At 72.0% G+C, this 20,649-nt stretch carries 20 protein-coding genes; 14 read left to right on the forward strand and 6 right to left on the reverse strand.

Features of this window, described 5'->3' with window-relative positions; translation table 11 throughout:
• Positions 1–214 precede the first annotated feature (214 nt).
• The 9 genes from AC3WLN_RS18050 to ctrA all read left to right on the forward strand — a co-directional run bounded on the left by AC3WLN_RS18050 (position 215) and on the right by ctrA (position 9,705).
• The gene (locus tag AC3WLN_RS18050; protein WP_492483547.1) at positions 215–3,148 is read left to right on the forward strand and encodes a monovalent cation/H+ antiporter subunit A; all 2,934 of its coding nucleotides are present in this window, start codon (positions 215–217) and stop codon (positions 3,146–3,148) included.
• A complete protein-coding gene (locus AC3WLN_RS18055; RefSeq protein WP_492483549.1) occupies positions 3,148–3,516 on the forward strand; it encodes a Na+/H+ antiporter subunit C in 369 nt (122 codons plus the stop codon). Before AC3WLN_RS18050 ends, AC3WLN_RS18055 begins: the two co-directional genes overlap by 1 nt.
• Positions 3,517–3,544: 28 nt before the next feature.
• The gene (locus AC3WLN_RS18060; protein WP_492483551.1) at positions 3,545–5,149 is read left to right on the forward strand and encodes a monovalent cation/H+ antiporter subunit D; all 1,605 of its coding nucleotides are present in this window, start codon (positions 3,545–3,547) and stop codon (positions 5,147–5,149) included.
• On the forward strand, positions 5,146–5,634 hold the full coding sequence (locus tag AC3WLN_RS18065) for a Na+/H+ antiporter subunit E (RefSeq protein ID WP_492483553.1): 489 nt from the start codon (positions 5,146–5,148) through the stop codon (positions 5,632–5,634). The genes AC3WLN_RS18060 and AC3WLN_RS18065 overlap by 4 nt, the downstream gene beginning before the upstream one ends.
• The gene (locus tag AC3WLN_RS18070) at positions 5,631–5,915 is read left to right on the forward strand and encodes a K+/H+ antiporter subunit F (protein WP_492483555.1); all 285 of its coding nucleotides are present in this window, start codon (positions 5,631–5,633) and stop codon (positions 5,913–5,915) included. Before AC3WLN_RS18065 ends, AC3WLN_RS18070 begins: the two co-directional genes overlap by 4 nt.
• Positions 5,912–6,253, forward strand: a complete 342-nt coding sequence (mnhG, locus tag AC3WLN_RS18075; protein ID WP_492483556.1) for a monovalent cation/H(+) antiporter subunit G — start codon at positions 5,912–5,914, stop codon at positions 6,251–6,253. Before AC3WLN_RS18070 ends, mnhG begins: the two co-directional genes overlap by 4 nt.
• 86 nt (positions 6,254–6,339) lie before the next feature.
• The gene (locus tag AC3WLN_RS18080) at positions 6,340–7,077 is read left to right on the forward strand and encodes a lytic transglycosylase domain-containing protein (RefSeq protein ID WP_492483558.1); all 738 of its coding nucleotides are present in this window, start codon (positions 6,340–6,342) and stop codon (positions 7,075–7,077) included.
• Between the two features lie 1,095 nt (positions 7,078–8,172).
• A complete protein-coding gene (locus tag AC3WLN_RS18085; RefSeq protein WP_492483560.1) occupies positions 8,173–8,643 on the forward strand; it encodes a Ros/MucR family transcriptional regulator in 471 nt (156 codons plus the stop codon).
• Positions 8,644–9,003: 360 nt separating this feature from the next.
• Positions 9,004–9,705: a response regulator transcription factor CtrA gene (gene ctrA / locus AC3WLN_RS18090; protein WP_463773387.1), complete on the forward strand. Its 702-nt coding sequence runs from the start codon at positions 9,004–9,006 to the stop codon at positions 9,703–9,705.
• A 360-nt stretch (positions 9,706–10,065) separates the two neighbouring features.
• Here ctrA and AC3WLN_RS18095 read toward each other — a convergent pair whose 3' ends face one another.
• Together AC3WLN_RS18095 and AC3WLN_RS18100 are read right to left on the reverse strand one after the other, a co-directional pair.
• Positions 10,066–10,251, reverse strand: coding sequence for a hypothetical protein (locus tag AC3WLN_RS18095; RefSeq protein ID WP_463773389.1), 186 nt, complete (start codon positions 10,249–10,251; stop codon positions 10,066–10,068).
• Between the two features lie 43 nt (positions 10,252–10,294).
• Positions 10,295–10,849: a DUF2059 domain-containing protein gene (locus tag AC3WLN_RS18100; protein WP_492483563.1), complete on the reverse strand. Its 555-nt coding sequence runs from the start codon at positions 10,847–10,849 to the stop codon at positions 10,295–10,297.
• 515 nt (positions 10,850–11,364) lie between these two features.
• Between AC3WLN_RS18100 and AC3WLN_RS18105 the strand changes: the two genes are divergently transcribed.
• Positions 11,365–11,532, forward strand: coding sequence for a hypothetical protein (locus AC3WLN_RS18105; RefSeq protein ID WP_492483565.1), 168 nt, complete (start codon positions 11,365–11,367; stop codon positions 11,530–11,532).
• A gap of 271 nt (positions 11,533–11,803) precedes the next feature.
• Here the strand turns inward: AC3WLN_RS18105 and AC3WLN_RS18110 are convergent, their stop codons facing one another.
• A complete protein-coding gene (locus AC3WLN_RS18110; RefSeq protein WP_492483567.1) occupies positions 11,804–12,448 on the reverse strand; it encodes a hypothetical protein in 645 nt (214 codons plus the stop codon).
• A gap of 29 nt (positions 12,449–12,477) precedes the next feature.
• Positions 12,478–13,083: a glycosyltransferase family 29 protein gene (locus tag AC3WLN_RS18115; protein WP_492483569.1), complete on the reverse strand. Its 606-nt coding sequence runs from the start codon at positions 13,081–13,083 to the stop codon at positions 12,478–12,480.
• Between the two features lie 117 nt (positions 13,084–13,200).
• Here AC3WLN_RS18115 and AC3WLN_RS18120 point away from each other — a divergent pair, with 117 nt between their 5' ends.
• Complete coding sequence (locus tag AC3WLN_RS18120; RefSeq protein WP_492483588.1) at positions 13,201–14,184, forward strand: glycosyltransferase family protein; 984 nt, start codon at positions 13,201–13,203, stop codon at positions 14,182–14,184.
• Here AC3WLN_RS18120 and AC3WLN_RS18125 read toward each other — a convergent pair.
• On the reverse strand, positions 14,172–15,398 hold the full coding sequence (locus AC3WLN_RS18125; RefSeq protein ID WP_492483571.1) for a glycosyltransferase family 4 protein: 1,227 nt from the start codon (positions 15,396–15,398) through the stop codon (positions 14,172–14,174). The two genes, AC3WLN_RS18120 and AC3WLN_RS18125, sit on opposite strands and share 13 nt — an antisense overlap.
• Positions 15,398–16,438: a glycosyltransferase family 4 protein gene (locus AC3WLN_RS18130; RefSeq protein WP_492483573.1), complete on the reverse strand. Its 1,041-nt coding sequence runs from the start codon at positions 16,436–16,438 to the stop codon at positions 15,398–15,400. Before AC3WLN_RS18130 ends, AC3WLN_RS18125 begins: the two co-directional genes overlap by 1 nt.
• 75 nt (positions 16,439–16,513) lie before the next feature.
• Here AC3WLN_RS18130 and AC3WLN_RS18135 point away from each other — a divergent pair, with 75 nt between their 5' ends.
• From AC3WLN_RS18135 to AC3WLN_RS18145, 3 genes are read left to right on the forward strand one after another with little or no spacing between them, the layout of a single operon-like run.
• On the forward strand, positions 16,514–18,568 hold the full coding sequence (locus tag AC3WLN_RS18135) for an HAD-IIB family hydrolase (protein ID WP_492483575.1): 2,055 nt from the start codon (positions 16,514–16,516) through the stop codon (positions 18,566–18,568).
• A complete protein-coding gene (locus tag AC3WLN_RS18140) occupies positions 18,558–19,445 on the forward strand; it encodes a glycosyltransferase family 2 protein (RefSeq protein ID WP_492483577.1) in 888 nt (295 codons plus the stop codon). Before AC3WLN_RS18135 ends, AC3WLN_RS18140 begins: the two co-directional genes overlap by 11 nt.
• Before the next feature lie 21 nt (positions 19,446–19,466).
• Positions 19,467–20,603, forward strand: coding sequence for a glycosyltransferase (locus AC3WLN_RS18145; protein WP_492483579.1), 1,137 nt, complete (start codon positions 19,467–19,469; stop codon positions 20,601–20,603).
• Positions 20,604–20,649 lie beyond the last annotated feature (46 nt).

Genomic DNA, 20,649 nt, shown 5'->3' on the forward strand with positions numbered 1-20,649 from the left:
AGCCCCGGCGCCCGCCCCACACCGACCCGCCCGGCCTCCGCCGCGGCGGGTCGCGTCGTGCCGCGGGCGCTTCCTGCCGGGCGGTGCTCGCCTCCCGGTCTTCCGGCGGCTATAGCCGTCTGGCGTGCGTCAGCGCGTTCCCGTCCGCGGGCCAGCCCCTCCGGTCGATCGTCAGGTTGCCCGTATCCGCCCGTTCCTCTCATCGCCCGAGCTGATGCCGCCCCACCTCCTTCTTGCCATCGCCGCGGTTCTTCCCTTCCTCGGCAGCGCGGTCGTGATCGGGCTGCCGGGACAGGCCCGCAACGCCGCCGCGATCCTGGCCGGTTCGATCCTGGTGGTCTGCCTTGCCTGCATTGGGCTCCTCTATCCAGCGGTGTCCGCATCCGGCGGCAGCGTCGTCTGGGCGGTGGACTGGCTGCCGACGCTCGGCGTCCAATTCGTCCTGCGGCTCGACGCCCTGGCCTGGCTGTTCGCGGTCCTGGTGCTGGGGATCGGCGCCCTCGTGGTGCTCTACGCGCGCTACTACATGGCCGCCGAAGACCCGGTGCCGCGCCTGTTCAGCTATCTCCTCGCCTTCGTCGGCGCGATGCTGGGCATCGTGCTCTCGGGCAATCTGATCCAGCTGGTCGTGTTCTGGGAGCTGACCAGCATCGTGTCCTTCCTGCTGATCGGCTACTGGACCGACAACGCGTCCGCCCGCGACGGGGCCCGGATGGCCCTCACCATCACGGCGGCCGGCGGGCTCTGCCTGTTCGTCGGCATGGTGCTGATCGGCCGGATCGTCGGCAGCTACGACCTCGCGGTGGTCCTGGCCTCGGGCGACACGATCCGGTCCAGCCCGCTCTACCTCCCGGCCCTGGTGCTGGTGCTGGCGGGCGCCCTCACCAAGTCGGCGCAGTTCCCCTTCCACATCTGGCTGCCGCGCGCGATGGCGGCCCCGACGCCGATCAGCGCGTACCTGCATTCCGCCACCATGGTGAAGGCCGGCATCTTCCTGATGATCCGGTTCTGGCCCGTGCTGGCCGGAACCGAGAGCTGGTACTGGATCGTCGGCACCGCCGGCATGGCGACGATGCTGGTGGGGGCCTGGAGCGCGATCTTCCAGCACGACCTCAAGGGCCTGCTCGCCTACTCGACGATCAGCCATCTCGGGCTGATCACCCTGTTGCTCGGCCTCGATTCGCCGCTGGCGGTCGTGGCGGCGATCTTCCACACCGTGAACCACGCGACCTTCAAGGCCTCGCTCTTCATGGCCGCCGGGATCATCGACCACGAGACGGGCACGCGGGACATGCGGCGCCTCAGCGGGCTCTGGCGGGCGATGCCCTACACGGCGACGCTGGCGATGGTGGCCGCCGCCGCGATGGCGGGCGTGCCCCTCCTCAACGGCTTCCTCTCGAAGGAGATGTTCCTGGCGGAGGCGGTCGACAATGCGGGCGAGCATGGGCTGAACCTCGCCCTGCCGGTCCTGGCGACCCTGGCGAGCGCCTTCACCATGCTCTACTCGGTGCGCTTCATCCGGCAGACCTTCTTCGGGCCCGCCCCGCACGACCTGCCGCACGCGCCCCACGAGCCGGTCCGGTGGATGCGCATCCCGATCGAACTGCTGGTCCTGGTCTGCATCGCCATCGGGCTCGTGCCGAACCTCACCATCGGGCCCGCCCTCGCGGGCGCGGTCCGGTCGGTCCTCGGCGCGCGCACGCCGGACTATGACCTCGCGATCTGGCACGGCTTCAACGCACCCCTGGCCCTCAGCGTCGTGGCGCTCCTCGGCGGCGTCGCGCTCTACGTGGCGTTCGGCCGGCGCATCAACGCCAATCCCCGCGGCGGCCCCTGGCTGATGGACCGGATCGACGGCGGCTGGCTGTTCGAGCGGGCGATGACCGGCCTCGTGACCGGGGCGCGCCGGCTGGAGGGGCACCTCGGCAGCGAGCGCCTTCAGGTGCAGCTGCGCATCCTCTTCCTGACCGTCCTCCTCGCCGCCATGGTCGCGGGCCTCGGGCGGGGGCTCGATCTGTTCGCCCCGGGCAAGAGCACGGATTTCGACCCCGCCTTCGCGCTGATGTGGCTGGTGGGGGCCGCCTGCGCCGTCGGCGCGGCGGAGCGGGCGAAGTACCATCGTCTCTCGGCCGCGATCTTCGTCGGCGGAGCCGGGCTCGTGAGCAGCCTGACCTTCCTGTGGCTCTCGGCCCCCGACCTCGCGGTCACGCAGATCCTGGTCGAGATCGTCACCACGGTGATGCTCCTGCTCGGCTTGCGCTGGCTGCCCAAGCGCGACGCGGCGATCCCGGCTCCGGCCTCCGAGGCCGCCCGGGCCCGGCGGCGGCGCATCGTCGACCTCTGCATCGCGGGTTTCGCGGGCCTCGGCCTCGCCGGCCTTGCCTACGCGGTGATGACCCGGCCGGCGGTCGACGGCATCGCGCGCTGGTTCGTCGAGGAGGCCTACCCGCAGGCGGGCGGGCGCAACGTGGTCAACGTGCTGCTGGTCGATTTTCGCGCGTTCGACACCCTGGGCGAGATCTGCGTGCTCGGCATCGTCGGCCTCACGGTGTTCGCGCTCCTGCGTCGCTTCCGCCCCGCCTCGGACAGCCTGGAGCGTCCCAAGCAGCAGGTCAGCCACGATGCCTACGACGCGGCGCGGGCGGGGCGCAGCCCCGGCGACACCGCCGCCGATGCCCTGCTCGTTCCCCGGGTGGTGACGACCTGGCTCTTTCCCTTCATCGTCCTGCTCGCCCTGCATCTGTTCCTGCGGGGCCACGACCTGCCGGGTGGGGGCTTTGCCGGCGGCATCGCGCTCACCATCGCCTTCATGCTGCAATACATGGCGCAGGGGGCGGAGTGGGTGGAGGCGCGTCTGCGCATCCAGCCGATCGCCTGGATCGGGATCGGCCTGCTGGTCGCCGTCCTGGCCGGCGCGGGGTCGTGGCTGTTCGGGCGGCCCTTCCTGACCGCCTACTTCGCCTATTGGGAGTCGCCGGTGCTCGGAAAGGTACCGGTCGCGAGCGCGCTGGTCTTCGATCTCGGGATCATGGTCCTGGTGGTGGGGGCGAGCGCCCTGATGCTCGTCGCCCTGGCCCACCAGTCCGTGCGCCGGACGCGGGCGGCCGAAGCCGAGGCGGAGCGGGCCGCCGAGAGGGAATCCGCCTGATGGAACTCGTCCTGTCGCTGGGCATCGGCGTCTTCGCCGCCTCGGGCATCTGGCTGATGCTGCGCCCGCGCACCTTCCAGGTCGCCCTCGGCATCTCGCTGCTGAGCTACGCCGTGAACCTCTTCATCTTCGCCATGGGCCGGCTGACGGTCGGGGCGCCGCCGGTGCTCGGGGCCGGTGCCGAGGTGGTCTCCGTCGACGACCCGGTTCCCCAGGCCCTGGTCCTCACCGCCCTGGTGATCGGCTTCGCGCTCACCGCGCTCTTCCTCGTGGTCCTGCTCGCCGCCCGGGGCATCACCGGCAGCGACCACGTGGACGGCCGCGAGCCCTCCCAGGCCGAGCCGCAGCCCAGACATCCGCACCCATGATGCGCGCCCTCAGCATGATCGTCCGCCGATGAGTCCCTCCGTCCTGAGCGTCACCGCCGAGACCGCCTGGTCGGACCACCTCGTGGTGCTTCCGGTGGTGCTGCCGATCGCCGTGGCCGGGGCGATGTTCCTGTTGGACGAGCGCCGGCTCCGGCTGAAATCGGGGCTCAGCCTGGTCACGATGCTCCTCCTCCTCGGCATCGCCCTGCTGCTGGTCGGGCGCGCCGACGGGGCGGCCCAGGTCTACCGCCTCGGAAACTGGGACGCGCCCTACGGCATCGTCCTGGTGGTCGACCGGCTCTCGGCGCTGATGCTGGCCCTGGCGAGCGTGCTCGGCCTGTGCGCCCTGGTCTTCTCCTTCGCCCGCTGGGGCCGGGCGGGGCCCCGCTTCCACGGCCTGTTCCTGCTCCTGCTGATGGGGGTGAACGGGGCCTTCCTCACGGGCGACCTGTTCAACCTGTTCGTCTTCTTCGAGGTGATGCTGGCCGCCTCCTACGGCCTCGTCCTGCACGGCTCGGGCGAGATGCGGATCCGGGCCGGCCTCGGCTACATCGCCGTCAACCTCGTCGCCTCGCTGTTCTTCCTCGTGGGCGTCAGCCTGATCTACGGAACCATGGGGACGCTCAATATGGCGGACCTCGCCCGGCGGCTCGCGGAGCCGGCGGCCGAACCGGCCCTGTTCGAGATCGGCTGCGCCGTGCTCGGGCTCGCCTTCCTGATCAAGTGCAGCGCCTGGCCCCTCGGCTTCTGGCTGCCGACGACCTACGCGGCGGCGAGCGCGCCGGCGGCCGCGATCCTCGCGATCCTCAGCAAGGTCGGCGTCTACGTGGTGATCCGCCTGAGCCTGCTCCTGTTCGGCTCGGGCTCCTCGAGCGGCTTCGGTCAGGCCTGGATCCTCGCGGCCGGGCTCGCGACCATGGCCTACGGCACCGTCGGCATCCTGGCGGCGCGCGAGCTCACCCGGGCCGCGGGCTACGCGGTGATGATCTCGTCCGGCACGATGCTGGCGGTCCTCGGCACCGGCAGCGACGCCGCGCTCGCGGGCGCCCTGTACTACCTCGTCGGATCGACGCTCGCGGCCGGCGCCCTCTTCCTCCTGGCCGAGATCCTGCAGCGGGGCCGTGCCCCGGCGCGGGCCGAGCAGGCGGTCTTCGCCGACGAGTACCGCGATCCCTTCGACGATGCCGACGCGATCGAGGTCGGCCGGGCGTTCCCGGCGGCGGTCGCCCTCCTGGGGAGCGGCTTCCTCCTCTGCACGCTGATGCTCGCGGGCATTCCGCCGCTCGCCGGGTTCGTGGGCAAGCTCGCGATGTTCACCGGGCTGGCGGCGGGGCCGATCACGGCGCCGGCCTGGGGGCTGATCGCCGCCCTGACGCTCTCCAGCTTCGGCACCCTGGCGCCCCTGGTGCGCCTCGGCATCCAGACCCTCTGGGTGCCGAGCGACGACCCGCCGCCGGTGCTCCGCCCGTCCGAATTCCTGGCGCTCGCCGGATTGCTCGCGACCTGCCTGGCCCTCGCCCTGTGGGGCGGCCCGGCCCTCGCCTATGCGGACGCCACCGTGCAATGGCTGGCCCAACCGCAGGATTACGTCCGCGCCGTCCTCGGCGCGGCCCGGGGAGGCGCGGGCGCATGAGCCGGTTCCTGCCCTATCCGCTGCTGACGCTCGGGCTCGCCCTGACCTGGCTCCTGCTGAACGCGCCGCTGACCCCCGGGAGCGCCGCGCTGGCGCTCCTCGTCGGGTTGTCGGTCCCCGCCGTGATGCGGGCGCTGCAGCCCCGCGCCGTGCACGTGCGCGCGCCCGCCACCCTGGCGCGCCTCGCCGTCGTCGTCCTCTACGACATGGTCCGGTCGAACATCGACGTCGCCCGGATCATCCTCGGGCTGCGCCGGGGCGCGCGGCGCACCGGCTTCGTGACCATTCCCCTCGACCTGCGCGAGCCCTTCGGCATCACGGTCCTGTCGATCATCCTCACCGGGACCCCCGGCACGCTCTGGGTGCAGTACGATTCCCAGACCGGCTGCCTGCTCCTGCACGTGCTCGACTATACGGGCGGCGACGAATGGGTTCGGCGGGTGAAGGATCGCTACGAGCGCCCGCTGATGGAGATCTTCGCATGAGCGCCACCATGGTTCTCGACTGGGGGCTCGGCCTCGCCCAGGGCATGCTGGTCCTGGCCATGGCGCTCGCCGCGTGGCGGATGCTGCGCGGTCCGCGCGCGCAGGACCGCATCCTCGGGCTCGACACCCTCTACCTCAACGGCATGCTGGCGATCGTGGTCCACGGCATGCGCACCGGCAGCGGCCTGTATTTCGAGGCCGCGCTGATCCTCGGCATGATCGGCTTCACCGCCACGGTGGCGCTGGCCAAGTTCCTGATGCAGGGCGAGGTGATCCAGTGAGCGGCGCGGACCTGCCGCTCTGGGCCGCCTGGCTGGTGGTCGCGCTCGCGATCGTCGGAGCCGCCTTCTCGCTGACCGGGGCGCTCGGCCTCGTCCGCCTGCGGACCTTCTACGAGCGCGTCCACGCGCCGACCCTGGGGGCGACGCTGGGCATGGCCCTGATCCTGGTCAGCTCGATGCTGCTCCTGTCGCTGATCGAGGGGCGCCTCGTCCTGCGGGACGCCCTGATCGGGGTGTTCCTCACCGTCTCGACGCCCGTCACGCTGCTGCTGCTGGCGCGGGCCGCCGCGCATCGCGACCGCCACGAGAAGTCGCCGGACGCGCCGCCGGAGCTGTGAGGGTCGGCCCGCGCGGCGCGAGGCCCCCGCGAGACGGTTTGTTAGCGGCGCGGTGGTACAGCGCTCCCGGGGTGTGAGGAGAGCCGATGCGTCGTTCGCTGATGAGGCTGGGGCTGGCGTGCTGGGCGACGGCCGCGTCCGCGCCGGCCGCGGACGCGCAGCCGGCCAGCATGGTCCTGGCCCACGCGAAGGGGCTCGCCACCTTTCCCGAGGGCATGCCGGCCTCCCCGCCGGAGGCAAGCGCCCGGGCGACCTACCTGTCCCTCATCCGGCGCGAGGCGGCCACCGCGGGTTTGCCCGCCGAGATCGCGGCCGCCGTCGCCCAGATCGAGAGCGGCTACGACCCCAGCGTCATCGGAGGTGTCGGGGAGATCGGCCTGATGCAGGTCCGGCCCGCGACGGCGGCCATGCTGGGCTTCCGAGGCAGTGCCGCCGAACTCGCCCGGCCCGAGGTGAACATCCGCTACGGGGTCCGGTATCTGGGCGAGGCCTGGCGCCTCGCGAAGGGGGACCTCTGCCGCGCCCTGATGAAGTACCGGGCCGGTCACGGGTCCGAGACGATGTCGCCCCTGTCCGTGACCTACTGCGCCCGGGCCCAGGCGGTCCTCCGGCTCCCCGGAGCCTCGGTCGCGGTCCAGAGCGTGGCCTTCGCGCCGCCGCGATCCGCCGGGTCGTCCCTGGCGCGAACGCCCCTGCCGAAGGGCCTCAAGCGCGGCACGCCCGAGTTCGAGAAGGCCTACTGGGCGGCGCACGAGGCGCGGATCGCGAAGCTGAGAGCCCAGATCCAGGCCAACTGGCGCGCACGGGGTGCGCGGGCGACGTGAGGCCGCCGAACGCGCGCCCGGCGCTGCCCCCGCCCTCCGACTTCGGATGGCCGGTGCGGACTTGGCCTTTCATCCGTTGCTGGGCTTGACGCAGGAGGCCGAAGACGGCCGGATGGTCGGGGCGGGCGTCGTGGGCCAGCCGGCTGACGCCACTGCGCGGAGTCTGTGAGACCAACGGGATCTTCGCGCCCTCGACATCGACATTCTTGACGAAGTGACATGCGAGAGGCCGCTTGCGGAGCAGCCGCGTCTCGTCATGCTCCGCCATGCCCTTGCTGCAGACGATCTTGTCCGACGCGAAGTCGAAGGCCTTTAGGTTGTCGGCGAATTTTCCGTCGTCGCCCTCGCCGGACTTGTCGATGTTTGGATGCTGGTCGTCGAAGAGATCGATGCAATAGGCCCGTTCGCCGGGCTTCAATCCCATGCAGAGCGGAATGAACGACGTGCCGTGATGAGCTCCGATCTCGGCGACCCCGCCGCATGGGGACCCCTCTCAACAGAACGCGAGGATTCCATTTTGTCTCGGTCGACACGACATCTTGGCGTCATCAGGCGAGGGGCGTCGCCGAGAGTCCAGGGACGTCGGCAATCGGCAGCGATGACAGGGATGAGACGTTGGTGTCCGGCTGTTTCCCTGCGCGAAGCGATGGTCGCGGGCGGCGAACAGAAGTCCTGAGATCGGGTATTGATTGCGATACAAAGTTTCTGTTCTGAGATTCAGGAAGCGCAAACGCCCACTGAATTTTGCCATGTGTTCGCGGTCGGGCGGCATACTCTGATCGAATTGCGGCCTGGTCTCGGCCTCAACGCTCCCGGGCCGGAGGAAGCGAGACGGGCGCTCGCTCGGAATGCTGCGTCCTGCCGGAGCGTCTGCCGGGATCGCCGTGCCCGTCGAGGGCGCGATCTTCTCAGCGGCGCTCGCAAGCCGGCGCCTGATGGAAGATGTCCGACGCCTTTATCGGCGTACCCTGAGAGGTGCCTAAGAGAATGGCAAGCCTAGGATGTGGGAGGTAGCTACGAGCACACGAATTTGCCTTGATCGCTCTTCGCCGATGCCCGATGTCCTTGTTCGGATGCATCAGGAGCGAGTGTAGCATGTCAGACACCTCAGGCAATCAGACCGTCGAGTTCGTCGACCTTGCGAGTGACATCGTCGCCGCGTACGTCTCGAACAACTCCCTGCCGACGTCCGAATTGCCGGCGCTGATCCGGGGCGTCCACGCTGCCCTCACGCGGCTCGCCGACGGGACGACCGAGGCCGCTCCGGAGGAGACCTTCGACAAGCCGACGCCCGCCCAGATCCGCAAGTCGGTGACCCCGAGCGGCCTCGTCAGCTTCCTGGACGGCAAATCGTACAAGACGCTCAAGCGCCACCTGACCGGCCACGGGCTCGATCCGTACAGCTATCGGCAGCGTTACGGCCTTCCGGCAGACTACCCGATGGTCGCGTCGGATTATGCGGCCCACCGCTCCGCCCTCGCGAAGTCGATCGGGCTCGGCCGGGTCGGTGATCGCGACGAGGAGCCGGAGCCCAAGGCCAAGGGCCGGAGCAACAAAGCGGCCTGATCTTTGGAGCTTCCGCGGGATCGCTGCCCGGCGCGGCCGCCCTCCACGTCGAGACCGGCTCGGACAGGCCTGCGCCGCGACCCCGCTCCGTAGGACGGGAGGGGGTTCGCGAATGGCCGGGGGATCGCGGGCGGTTTCGCCGGCCGGAGGACCGCCCGATGCCGGCACGTCCGGGGCCTTCGCCCCGGGCCGTCCCGTGCCCGCCGGCGGGGCGCGACGCGCTCTGCGACATCGCGCGCAGGCCGGGTGCGCGCTCTGTCCACACCTCCTTGGTCGTTGATCGGGCCAGCCCCGGCACAACCTTAACGGTTTGTTGCCGATATCCGGTCAGAATGCCTCAACCTTTGGAGGATCCTGGCCATGCGCGTGCTGTTGATTGAGGACGACGCCTCCGTCGCGCAGAGCATCGAGCTGATGCTCAAGTCCGAGAGCTTCAACACCTACACCACCGACCTCGGTGAGGAAGGGATCGATCTCGGCAAGCTCTACGACTACGACATCATCCTGCTCGACCTGACGCTGCCCGACATCTCGGGCTACGAGGTCCTGCGGTCCCTGCGGGCCTCGAAGATCAAGACGCCCATCCTCATCCTCTCCGGCATGGCCGGCATCGAGGACAAGGTGAAGGGCCTCGGCTTCGGCGCCGACGACTACCTGACGAAGCCCTTCCACAAGGACGAGCTCGTCGCCCGCATCCACGCGATCGTGCGCCGCTCGAAGGGCCACGCCCAGTCGGTCATCACCACCGGCGACCTGATCGTGAACCTCGACGAGAAGACCGTCGCGATCGAGGGAAGCTACGTGAAGCTCACGGGCAAGGAGTACCAGATCCTGGAGCTTCTCGCCCTGCGCAAGGGCACGACGCTGACCAAGGAGATGTTCCTGAACCATCTCTACGGCGGCATGGACGAGCCCGAGCTGAAGATCATCGACGTCTTCATCTGCAAGCTGCGCAAGAAGCTCGCCAATGCCAGCCAGGGTAAGAACTACATCGAGACCGTCTGGGGGCGCGGCTACGTGCTGCACGACGGAGTCTCGGAGATGCGCGCCCTGGCCGGCTGAAACGGTCGAAGCGCCGTTCCCGGCGCGGAATCCGCGCGACGCCACGGGTTCGGAATCGACGAGGCGGCCCCGATCGCCGGGGTCGGCGCCTGCGAGGATCGCGGGACCGCGTCGGTTCGGCCTGAGCGTCCCCGGCCCCGAACATCCGGTCGCCTTCGTCGTCACGCGCCCCGGGGAGAGATCCCCGGGGGGCGTGACGACGGGCCTCGAGACGTGCCGGCCTCGGTGTCGTCGGCCCCCGATCCGTCGAGGCGAACCCGACGGGTCGGCGGATCATCGCCGCTGCCGGGCGCCGCGGATCGGATCGGCAGACCCGGTGCGCAGGCGCGTCGCCGGAACGGCCGGAGACGGTCCCAACGGCTACGCGCCCTTGTCGGCCTTCTCCTTGGCGAGCCGGAGCGCCTTGAGACGCACCGTCTTGTCCTCGATGGCCTGCTGGGTCGCGTCGTAGTCCGCCTGGGCCTCGCCCCCGGCCCGCGCCCTCTCCAGATGCTTGGCCGCCTTCGTTTCGCGACGATCCTGAGCGCCGCTGTCATCGCTCGTCATGATGCTGTTCCTTTTCGCTCCCGAGGGGCGGTTTCGATGGTCGTCAGCGCGCCTTCGGCTGGCTGCCCGTGGTCCAGCCATGGGCCTGGATCGCCGTGGCGAGCTTGCCTTGCAGCTCGGGCATCACGGACTGCATCCATTGCTGCGTGCCCGCCATTTGCGCCTGGGCAAGCTGGGGTTGCGCCGTGATCAGCCGTTTGCCGGCCGGAGTCGCGTAGAACGCCGCAATCGCCTGCAGGTCGTCCTTGCCGAGGGCCGACGCGAAGCTGCGGGCCTGGATGTCGAGAAGCTCGTCGTAATGCGCCGTCAGGGTCGGCATCACGACCTCCTGCACGAGGACCTGGGCCTGGTCCTGCTGCTTGATCCCGATCTGCTGCATCATCCCGACCATGGGAGCCGCGATCGCGTTCAGCAGCGCCGTGCGATCGCCCTGCATCTGCATGACCACCTCCCGGGCCGCCTTGAGGGTGGCCGGATCGGAGGCACCGGTGGCCGTCGTCGCGGCTGGCGCGGGCTGAGCCATGGCCGCGCCAGGCAGGCCGGTACCGAGCAGGACGAGACCGAGGCAGAGACCCGCGAGATGTCGAGAAGCGCGCATGGGTTTTCCGATCAGAGGGGTCCGCGCGATCCGGGGCGGCGCGGGTTCCGTGCGCTGGTACCACAGATCCGCGCCAGACCTGCCCGGGCCGGCAAGCGCCGTGAGCTGCCATCTTCGGACCGGCGCCTCCACACCGGTCGAGCGTCCCGCGGTGGGCGGCGTGCAGCGCGCGCCGGCCTCCGTCCCGGCCGTTTCCGGCCTGCGCTGCGGTTCCCGGAGGCCCTGGGCGCCGATCCGCCGGCGAGACGCCTCGATATCTGTCGCATATCCGTCGAGCGCGGGACGGGTCCGACGCGAGCGAAGCATCCGACGGATCGGCAAGTGCAGTATCATGCAGATTACTGCCCTCATCTGGGTCGCGACATCGTAACATAGTGCAGGACATCAGAACGTCTGTCCCAGGGCATCCGTATTCATGCAGGGCCGGTATATCTGGCATATCTTATTTGGTATACCGAAGAACGAGCGCAGCTGTCATACCCCATCCAACGCCATCGCTTCTCGGGACAACCCTTATGACCGCTCTGCTTCTCGTCGCCCTCGCCGGTGCCGCCAACGTCGCGCTCGTTACCTTCGTCGCCGACCGGCTGACCCCGAAGGACACCGCCACCATCCTCTCCGCCGGCGAACTCGCCCTCGTGAACGACAACGCCCCGGTCTCCGCGGTGAAGCTGGCGGCCTGAACGCCGACCGGACCTCCCGGACGATCGAACGCATCGGCCCCGCCTCCCAGGCGGGGTTTTTCGTATGCGCGGGGCCTCGCGGCAGCGAACGGCGTCTCACGCGCCCGGGGATCGCGTTCCTGCTGCGCACCGTCAGTCCGGCGGCCGACCTGGCGCCGGGAGCCGCGGGGGCTCCGCGTGGCACGGCTGCACGCGACGCGAACCCCCGACTGCGCGTACGGGCGCCCGGATCACGGCGCGGATGGCGGCGGCGACCGCGTCCGCCGGACGGTCAAGACCCCGTCCAGGCCGCCCGGACCGGGCCGCCGGCGGTATCCGGTTTCGTCTCGCCGATGAAGATCACCACCGGGCCGTGCTCGGCCCGGCGCGGGTCGTAGAAGTCGAGCAGGTTCGGATAGCGGTGCTGGAGGACGTCCGGACGCAGGCCCTCCCGGCGCACGAGGTGATCGATGACGACCTGATCGCCGTGCACCGCGTTCGGGACGGGACCGCAGGCCCCCGGGGTCATCCAGCGCGCGGGCTCGGCCGCGAAGGTCGCATAGAGGAAATCCAGCGCGCCGCCGTCCCAGCGCAGCAGGGCGCTGGAGAGGCGTCCCCGGTGGAAGTAATCCTCCATCGCGGCGAGGCCGGGCTCGGCCAGGGCGTCCGCCGGCCCGGTGAAGACGGTGTCGAGGTCGCAGAGCAGCGTCGGCCCCTCCGTCAGGCCGGGGCGGAAGGCTTCCAGCTTCGCCCACCAGGCCGGCCAGTCGTGTCGGAACGGCACCCGCTCGACGCCGTCCACCGCCAGGGGAAGGTCGGTGAGGCACAGGATGCGCTCGAAGGCCGGGGCGTGGCGGCGGACGCCCCGTGCCAGGCGCTCGACCCAGGTGGCGTCGTAGCGGCCGCCGCTCTTCAGGACGGTGAGGAGTGTGGTCATCGAACGCGCGTGATCCTGATCGGGGCCGGTCAAGGGGGGCAGGGATGGAGGCGCAGGTGCCCGGCCGCCTCGGCCTGCCGGAACCAGGCGCGCTCGGCCGACCAGGGGTGGCCGGGCCAGCCGGCGAAGCCGAAGCCGTGCGCCTCGACCGGGCCGCGGCCCGGCGGACGTCCGAGGAGGAACGCCAGCGTCACCAGGAAGCCGGTGCTGGGGTTCGGCCGATCCGAGGTCTCGGGCGCGAGGCGGCGCCGCGCCTCCCGGTGCAGATCCTCCGGCAGGATGTGGACGGGCCGGCCGAGCGGGGCCAGCAGGGCCAGGGCCTCGCGGGTCCAGCAGACCTGTTCCGGCCGGTTGTGCTCGGCCGGCAGCATCGGGAACGGCAGGATGAAGCCTTGAGCGCGGCGGACCACCGGACGGTCGAGGAAATGCGGGTCGGCGACCCATTCGCGCATCTGCCCGCCGCGATTGACGAGGGCGAGGTGGGTGACCCGCGAGCCGGTGCGTCCGCCGAAGCCCGGCGCGTTGTTGAAGCGCACGATGCAGGGCGCCGCGTCGATCGCGGCGGCGGCATCGAGCCCCGGTGCGTTGCCGACGATGGCGAGCGGTCCCGTCGCGGAGGGGAACAGGTCGAGCATGCGCAGGGAGTCGACCTGGGTGTCCGGTTGCGGCAGGAAGGCGCGGAGCAGCGGAGGTATGGCGCCGACCCCGCGCGGCAAGGTCCCTGCGGCGAAGGACGGGCCGGGGGAGCGATGATGCGCCGATGCTTCCTCTGCGCGGCCGACCTGCTGGGCCCGACCGACCGCGCCCTTGCGTATCCGGGCGGGCGGGTGCGGACCTTTCCCTTCGCCTGCGGCTCCTGCGGCGTCCTCCTCGCGGCCGGGGCCGATCCGGCGGCGTGCCGTGCCCACCTGGCGGCCCGGATGACGGGCTCGGAGTTCGACGCCGACCCGGACGCGCCCTACGGTCTCGACCTCTACACCCTGCGCAGCGCCGCGACCGGGTTCGGCCTCGGCGTGCATCCCCACGACGAGGCGGGGCGGGCGGACCTCCGCCATCCCCACGCCCGGCACGCCGCGCGGGCGGGGCTGTACGCGCTCGACGCAGCCCCGGGCCGGCCCGTCTCCCTCGGCCTCCTCTGCCGCCCCGAGGCGCTGGACTCCGCCCTGGCGGTGCTGGCGGCCCATGCGGCCTGGACCGACGACGTCGTGATCCTGCTCGATGCGCAGGGGCGGGCGCCGGACGTGGTGCCCGCCGCCGGGTTCCCGCCCGGTGCGGTGCGGGTGGGCGCCCGGCCCCTGGCGGGGGATTTCGCCGCCCAGCGCAACGCCCTCCAGGACCTCGCCCGGCATCCCTGGATGCTGCAGCTCGACGCCGACGAGACCCTCGCCGTCGAGGCCGGCGAACGCCTGCCGGCCCTGGCCGCCCTGGCGGAGGCGGGCGACGTGGTCTCGGTCGGGCTCGCCCGCCGGAACCGCGTCGACGGAGTGCTCGCGGACGTCTACCCGGACGTCCAGTACCGGCTGAACCGCCGCTGCGTGCGCTATGCCGGGCGCGTGCACGAGCGGCCGGTGCTCGATGGCGGCTGGCCACGCAGCCTGATCGCCCTGCACGGGGGGATCGAGCACCATCTCCACCGCGCGCATGTCCTGGCGCGCTCGCGCCGCTACGAGAGCCTCGCGCCCGGGCGCGGACGTCCCGAGGAGGAAGCCGCGCTGCTGCGTCCCTACCGCGACTGAGGCGCCGGGTTCGCGGAGGTGCGGCCCCGCGGGCGGGTCCGGGCCGCCGCGATGGCGCGGGCGTAGAGGTCGAGCGTCTCGCGCGCCAGGACCTCCCGGGTGAAGCGGCCGGCCGCCGTCAACGCGCGGCTCCGATATGCCTGCCGCAGGGCCGGATCGCTCAGGAGCGGGCGCAGGGCGTCGGCCAGGGCCGGGCCGGTCGCCGCCCGGGCCAGGGGGCCCGCACCGGGCGCGCCGACGAAGGCGCGGGCGCTCGCGTCCTGCGCACAGCCCATCACCGGCCGGCCATAGGCGAGGGCCTCCTGGTAGACGAGCCCGAAGCTCTCGTAGCGGGAGGGCGCGAGCACCACGTGCGCCTCCGCGTAGGCCCGGGCCAGCGCCGCGGCGGACACCCGGCCCCGCGCCCGGATGCGGGTGCGCGCCGCCTCCGGCAGGCCGGCGGGCAGGTCCGCCGGGGGGACGCCGATCAGGTCGAGCCGGAAGGGCGGGCCCGCGTCGCGCTCCGCTTCGTCGGCCAGGATCGCGACCGCGTCGAGGAGCGCGTCGAAGCCCTTTCGCGCCTCCGCCCGCCCGACGAAGAGCAGGCGCAGCGGCCCTGCCGCCTCCGGGTAGGGCGCCTCGCGGGCCGCCGCCACGATCTCCGGCGGGAGGCTGAGGCCGATCACGGCCTCCGGCTGCAGCCCGGAGAGACCGTAGGTCCGGGCGATCACCGCCCCGTGCTCGGCGGTGTTGGCGATGAGCCCGGCGCTGCCCCGGGCCTGGGCGCGCTCCAGGGCGTCGGCGGCCCGGCCATCGAGGCGGTCGCGCAGGCTGGCGGGCGGATCGCGCGTGAAGGCGGCCGGCGTGGAGCTCCGCGTCACCAGGGGCAGGTCCCGGCGCCCGGCCAGCAGCGCGGCGGGGGCGTACCAGTTCGTCGCCTCCACGATGTCGAACGGCGCGCGGGCATGGGCGGCGAGCACGGCGCGGCGGAAGGCGAGGGGGGCGGCGAGGTGCCCGGCCGCGCCCCACAGGCGCAGGCGCGCCAGCCCGCCGCCGGCCGGCAGGGCGAGCCCCGTCACCGTGACGCCGCCGGTCCGTTCGCGACCCGTGCGGTCGAGGGTGAAGACCGTGACCTCCGCGCCCGCTTGCGCGAGGCTCTCGGCGATCTCGCGGGCCGCGGTGGAGAGGCCGCTCGGAGCCGGCGGATAGTCCCAGGCGAGGAGGGCGCTGCGCATCAGGCGGCCAGCAGGCGATAGTAGAGGGCGAGGTAGTCGGCCGCCATGCGCTCGGCGGTGAAGCGCGCCTCGAAGCGCTGGCGGATCCGGGCGCGGTCGAGCCGCCCGATCCGCCCGAGCGCCGCCACCGCGTCCGCCTCGGAGGCGACGATGAAGCCGGTCACGCCGTCCTCGACGATCTCCGGCACCGAGCCCCGGTTCCAGGCCACCACCGGCGTGCCGCAGGCCATCGCCTCGATCATCACGAGGCCGAAGGGCTCCGGCCAGTCGATGGGAAACAGCAGCGCCCGCGCGCTCCCCAGGAGGTCGGCCTTCCGGGCGTCGTCCACGGGTCCGAGATAGGTCGCGTCGTCCCCCAGGAGCGGGCGCACCCGGCGCTCGAAATAATCGGGATTGCCGACGTCGATCGTGCCGCCGAGCCGGATCGGCAGGCCCGCGGCCCGCGCCACGCGGATCGCGGTGTCCGGCCGCTTCTGGTCGGTCATCCGGCCCACGAAGGCGACGTGCGGGCCGGGCCGCGGGCTCAGGGCATAGCGGTCCCGCGCGAGGCCGTGGTGCACGATCCCGGCCCGGTTGGCCGGGGGAATGCCGGCCGCCTGGGCGGCCGAGATCGCCGCCACCGGCAGGTCCGGGAAGCCCGCGAAGAACAGCGCCCGATCGAGTTCGTCCACCCGCCAGTGCACCGTCGTGAGGCTGTGGCGCCGGCGCGCGCCGAGGAGCGCCGCATGCGCGAACTCGCCGTGGCAATGCACGATGTCGAACTGGTCCAGCCGGCATCGCAGCGCTTCCAGCTGGAGGGCGTCCAGGACGGCCGGGACCCCCGGCGCGACCCGCCCGTGGCGCCGCTCCAGGGCGGCGAGGCTCGGCTGGTCGCCGATGCGCGGCAAGTCTGTCGCACTGTCCGAGGGCGCGAAGAGCGTTACCTTCACACCTAGGTTAATCAGGGCCGTGCTGAGGTCATATATGACCCTCTCTGTGCCACCGTGGTGCTCAGGGGGAACGGGGAATATGTTGGGGGCGACTTGGGCGACACGAATCACGGTATGTACTTCCCCGACAAGTTTTCTTTGTCTGAATTCTGTTTGTTGGAAATCGCCTGAGTTGCAAGCGGCCTGATGTTCGTCTTGCATGTTGCCCTGCAAGGCTGCCTGCGCGGCGGCGGGGTCGTGTTCGGAATCACCGCCGATACGGGCGGGCACATCCGCTACCTGCTCGATCTGGTTGCGGCCTCGTCCCAGGACGCGGGGATCGATCGGATCGTGATGGCGACCCGTCTGTTCAACGGGGCGACCGGCCCGGACTACGCCGTGCCCGAAGAGCGGATCTCCGACAAGGTCACGCTCGTGCGGCTCGCGAGCGCGTCGCCGGATTACCGCTCGAAGGAGGAGATGCACGCGGAGGTCGACAGCTTCGCGCAGAGCCTCATGACCTGGATCTCCGCGCAGCCGCGCGCGCCCGACCTGATTCACGCCCACTACGCCGACGCCGCGTCCGTGGCGGCGATCGTCGAGGCCGCGTGCGGCATCCCCTTCGTGTTCACGGCCCATTCCCTGGGCCGGGTCAAGGCGTCGATGCTAGGACCGGGGGCCGAGGACGGCCCGGACCTCGCCCGCCGGATCGGCGCCGAGGAAGACGCCCTGGCCCGCGCGCGCCTGGTCATCGCCTCCTCCCGCGACGAGGCCGAGGTGCAGTATGCCGGGTACGCGGCCTACGATCCGGGTCGCATCCGCGTCCTGCCGCCGGGCAGCGACCTCGCCCGCTTCGCGGCGGCCGAATCCCTGCCGCGGGTCGATGCCACCATCGACCGGTTCCTGCACGATCCGTGCAAGCCGGCGCTGCTGGCCCTCGCCCGCCCGGTGGCGCGCAAGAATCTCGGCGCCCTGGTGCGGGCCTACGGCGAGAGCCCGGCCCTGCAGGCGCGGGCCAACCTCGTGCTCATGGCCGGAACCCGCCAGGACATCGAAGCCCTCGACGGCGACATGGCCGGCACCATGCGGGAGATCCTGGTGCTGATCGACCGCTACGACATCTACGGGCGCGTGGCCTACCCGAAGACCCACGGCCCCGAGGACGTCCCGGCGCTCTACGCCTATGCCCGCGCGCGCGGCGGCCTCTTCGTCAATCCCGCCCTCAACGAGCCGTTCGGCCTGACCCTTCTCGAGGCGTCCGCCGCCGGATTGCCGCTGGTGGCCACCGACAGCGGCGGTCCCAACGACATCGTGGAGACCTGCGGCAACGGTCTGCTGGTCGATCCGCGCGACCCCGGGGCGATCGCGACGGCCTGCCTCCGCATCCTGGAGGACCCGGACCTCTATGCCCGCTGCGTGGCCGGGGGCGCCCGCGCGGCCGCCGCCTATGACTGGGACCGGCACGCCGCGCAGTACCACGACCTGCTGCGGGCCTTGCTCGCGCCCGAGCCGCCGCTGGGTGCACCGCGACAGCTCCTCGTCTGCGACATCGACAATACGCTGGTGGGCTGCGAGGCGGCGCTCGGCACCTTCCGGCGCTGGCGCAGCCGGCAGGCGGGTCTCGCCTTCGGCGTCGCCACCGGCCGCTCCTTCCACTCCGCCATGGCGATCCTGGAGCAGCAGGCCAGCCCGCGCCCGCAGGTGATGATCACCTCGGTGGGATCGGAAATCTACCACCTCGATACCAACGGCGTGACCTACACGGCGGATGCCGCCTGGCGCGCCACCGTCTCGGCCGGCTGGGACCGGGCCGGCGTGCGGGCCGCCCTGGCCGATCTCGACGGCCTCGTGCCCCAGGGCCCCCTGGAGCAGCGCGGACACAAGCTCAGCTATTTCGGCGACGCGGCGACCGCCCGGCGGGTCCGCGTCGCCCTCGCGCAGGCGGGACTGTCCGCCAACGTGATCCACAGCCACGGCCTCTACCTCGACGTGCTGCCGGAGGCGGCCTCGAAGGGCACGGCGGTGAGCCATGTGCGGGCCCTCTACGGCCTGCCGGAGCGGGCCGTGTTCGTGGCCGGCGATTCGGGCAACGACGTCGAGATGCTGCGCGCCCAGGCGCAGGCGATCATCGTGGCCAACTACTCCGACGATCTCGCCAGCAACGCCGCCCTGCAGCATTCCTACGTGGCCCGGGCCTCGCACGCCCGCGGCATCATCGAGGGCGTCGGCCATTTCCGCCGGATGCTGGCCGATGCCGGCTGATCCATCCGCCGGGCCTCGCGCGAGCGTCCTCACCCTGGTGCGCGGCCGGGCCAACCGCCTGCGCAACCTCATGGCCGGGCTGGCGCGCCAGTCCGTCCGCCCGCGCGAACTGGTCATCGCCTGGATGCAGCCGGACCGCGCGCCCGAGCTGCCGGACCCGGGCTGTCCGGTCCGCCACTGCCACGTGGCCGGGGAGCCGATGCCCCTCGCCGCCGCCCGCAACCGCGCGGCCGAGGCCGCCACGGGCGATCTGCTGGTCTTCCTCGACGTCGACTGCATCCCGTCGCCCACCCTCGTGGGGGCCTACCGGCGCGCGGCGATGGAGACCGACGGCCTGTTCCTCGGCGAAGTGCTGTACCTGCCGCCGGGGCTGACCGCGGAGGAGGCCGCCGAGGAAGCGGCCCTCGCCCGGCTCGGCCGTGCCCATCCGGCCCGGCCCGCGATTCCGCCGGAGGGTCTGCACCGGGAGGCCGATCCCGGCCAGCTCTGGGGGCTGTCCTTCGCGCTGCCGGCCCGGTCCTGGCGCGCCGTCGGCGGCATGGACGAGGCCTATCGCGGCTATGGCGGCGAGGAGACGGACCTGGCCGCCCGCCTCGCCGCCTCCGGGCTGCCGACCTACTGGGTCGGGAACGCCCGCGCCTACCACCAGCACCATCCCGTCCACGTGCCGCCGCTGCAGCACTTCGACGCCATCCTGGCCAACGCCGCGCGCTTTCGGGGCCGGCACGGGCGCTGGTGCATGGGCTACTGGCTCGGCCAGTTCCGGGCCGCCGGCCTGATCGACTGGGACGACGACGCCCCCGCGATCCGCGTCCTGCGCCGGCCGGCCGGCCCCGAGATCGCCGCCGCCCTGCGGCCCGACGCCCTGTTCTCCTGACGGATCGCGAACCCGACAGCCATGAAGAAACCCATCGCGTTCTTCGTCCATCACCAGGGACGCGGCCACGCCAACCGTACGATGGCGGTGGCGGCCGAGTTCGCCAGGGACCGGCCCGTCTCCGTGCTCACCGCCGGGCCGCAGCTGTTCGACGGATTCTCCCGCGACATCGAGATCGTGCCGCTGCCGAACATGATCGGCGCGGGCGTGCCGACGCCGCGGCTCTACGCGGAGCCGACCCCGCAGGTCATGCACTGCGTGCCGCTGGGCCTCACCGCGATGCGCCGGACCATGCGGGGAATCCTCGACCACCTCGACGAGCGCGACGTCGGCCTCTTCGTGGTCGACGTCTCGGCGGAGATCGCGCTGCTGGCGCGCATCGCCAGCGTGCCCGCGGTGCAGATCCGGATGCACGGCGACCGGACCGATATCGGCCATGTCGGCGCCTACGAGGCCTGCGTCGGCATGCTCGCCCCCTTCGACGAACGCATGGAGCAGGACGATTACCCGGCGGCGCTTCGTGCCAAGACCTTCTACAGCGGCGGCCTCTGCACAAGCGTCGACCGGGTACCGGATCGGGCCGAGGCCCGCGCGAGGCTCGGCCTCGACGCGGACCGCGAGATCGTCGTCGCGGTGACCGGGGGCGGGGGCAGCGGCACGCCCTACGCTCCCCTGACGGTGGCAGCCCGCGCCGTGCCCGAAGCCCTGTGGCTCACCCTCGGGCCGACCCATCGCGAGGGTCACGAGACCGATTTCGCGAACCTGCGCGAGGTCGGCTGGGTGCCTTCGGTGACCGACTACCTCGCCGCCGCCGACATCGTGGTGGCCTCCGCCGGCGACAACACGGTCCACGAGGTCGCCCGCGTCGGCGGACGCCTGATCGTGATGCCCGAATGGCGCTATTTCGGCGAGCAGACCCGCAAGGCCGAGGCCCTGGTCCGGCTCGGGGCCGCCGTCCGGGCCCCGGTCTGGCCGGGCGATCTCCAGGGCTGGCGCGACCTCCTCGCCCGCGCCCGCGCCCTCGACCCGGCCCCCCTGCGCAGCCTCTACGCGCCGGACGCCGCCGCCCGCGCCGCCGGCTGGCTCGAGGGCCTGACCGACGAACTCTGGCACGGCGCGACGGAGCCCGCCGCCCTCACGGTCGTTGCCACCGGCTGACCGTCCGCATCCCTCGGCATGCGCCCTCGCGCGCGAACCCCCCCGG

The sequence above is a fragment of the Methylobacterium sp. FW306-05-D genome (assembly GCF_058782155.1).

What these genes read in the sequence shown, in the direction of transcription:
- AC3WLN_RS18125 (WP_492483571.1), bottom strand. Translation starts at nt 15,398, where the DNA reads ATGCGCAGCGCCCTCCTCGCCTGGGACTATCCGCCGGCTCCGAGCGGC.
- AC3WLN_RS18080 (WP_492483558.1), top strand. Translation starts at nt 6,340, where the DNA reads ATGCGTCGTTCGCTGATGAGGCTGGGGCTGGCGTGCTGGGCGACGGCC.
- AC3WLN_RS18095 (WP_463773389.1), bottom strand. Translation starts at nt 10,251, where the DNA reads ATGACGAGCGATGACAGCGGCGCTCAGGATCGTCGCGAAACGAAGGCG.
- AC3WLN_RS18135 (WP_492483575.1), top strand. Translation starts at nt 16,514, where the DNA reads ATGTTCGTCTTGCATGTTGCCCTGCAAGGCTGCCTGCGCGGCGGCGGG.
- AC3WLN_RS18115 (WP_492483569.1), bottom strand. Translation starts at nt 13,083, where the DNA reads ATGCTCGACCTGTTCCCCTCCGCGACGGGACCGCTCGCCATCGTCGGC.
- AC3WLN_RS18055 (WP_492483549.1), top strand. Translation starts at nt 3,148, where the DNA reads ATGGAACTCGTCCTGTCGCTGGGCATCGGCGTCTTCGCCGCCTCGGGC.
- AC3WLN_RS18085 (WP_492483560.1), top strand. Translation starts at nt 8,173, where the DNA reads ATGTCAGACACCTCAGGCAATCAGACCGTCGAGTTCGTCGACCTTGCG.
- AC3WLN_RS18065 (WP_492483553.1), top strand. Translation starts at nt 5,146, where the DNA reads ATGAGCCGGTTCCTGCCCTATCCGCTGCTGACGCTCGGGCTCGCCCTG.
- AC3WLN_RS18140 (WP_492483577.1), top strand. Translation starts at nt 18,558, where the DNA reads ATGCCGGCTGATCCATCCGCCGGGCCTCGCGCGAGCGTCCTCACCCTG.
- AC3WLN_RS18145 (WP_492483579.1), top strand. Translation starts at nt 19,467, where the DNA reads ATGAAGAAACCCATCGCGTTCTTCGTCCATCACCAGGGACGCGGCCAC.
- ctrA (WP_463773387.1), top strand. Translation starts at nt 9,004, where the DNA reads ATGCGCGTGCTGTTGATTGAGGACGACGCCTCCGTCGCGCAGAGCATC.
- AC3WLN_RS18110 (WP_492483567.1), bottom strand. Translation starts at nt 12,448, where the DNA reads ATGACCACACTCCTCACCGTCCTGAAGAGCGGCGGCCGCTACGACGCC.
- AC3WLN_RS18120 (WP_492483588.1), top strand. Translation starts at nt 13,201, where the DNA reads ATGCGCCGATGCTTCCTCTGCGCGGCCGACCTGCTGGGCCCGACCGAC.
- AC3WLN_RS18070 (WP_492483555.1), top strand. Translation starts at nt 5,631, where the DNA reads ATGAGCGCCACCATGGTTCTCGACTGGGGGCTCGGCCTCGCCCAGGGC.
- AC3WLN_RS18100 (WP_492483563.1), bottom strand. Translation starts at nt 10,849, where the DNA reads ATGCGCGCTTCTCGACATCTCGCGGGTCTCTGCCTCGGTCTCGTCCTG.
- AC3WLN_RS18060 (WP_492483551.1), top strand. Translation starts at nt 3,545, where the DNA reads ATGAGTCCCTCCGTCCTGAGCGTCACCGCCGAGACCGCCTGGTCGGAC.
- AC3WLN_RS18105 (WP_492483565.1), top strand. Translation starts at nt 11,365, where the DNA reads ATGACCGCTCTGCTTCTCGTCGCCCTCGCCGGTGCCGCCAACGTCGCG.
- AC3WLN_RS18050 (WP_492483547.1), top strand. Translation starts at nt 215, where the DNA reads ATGCCGCCCCACCTCCTTCTTGCCATCGCCGCGGTTCTTCCCTTCCTC.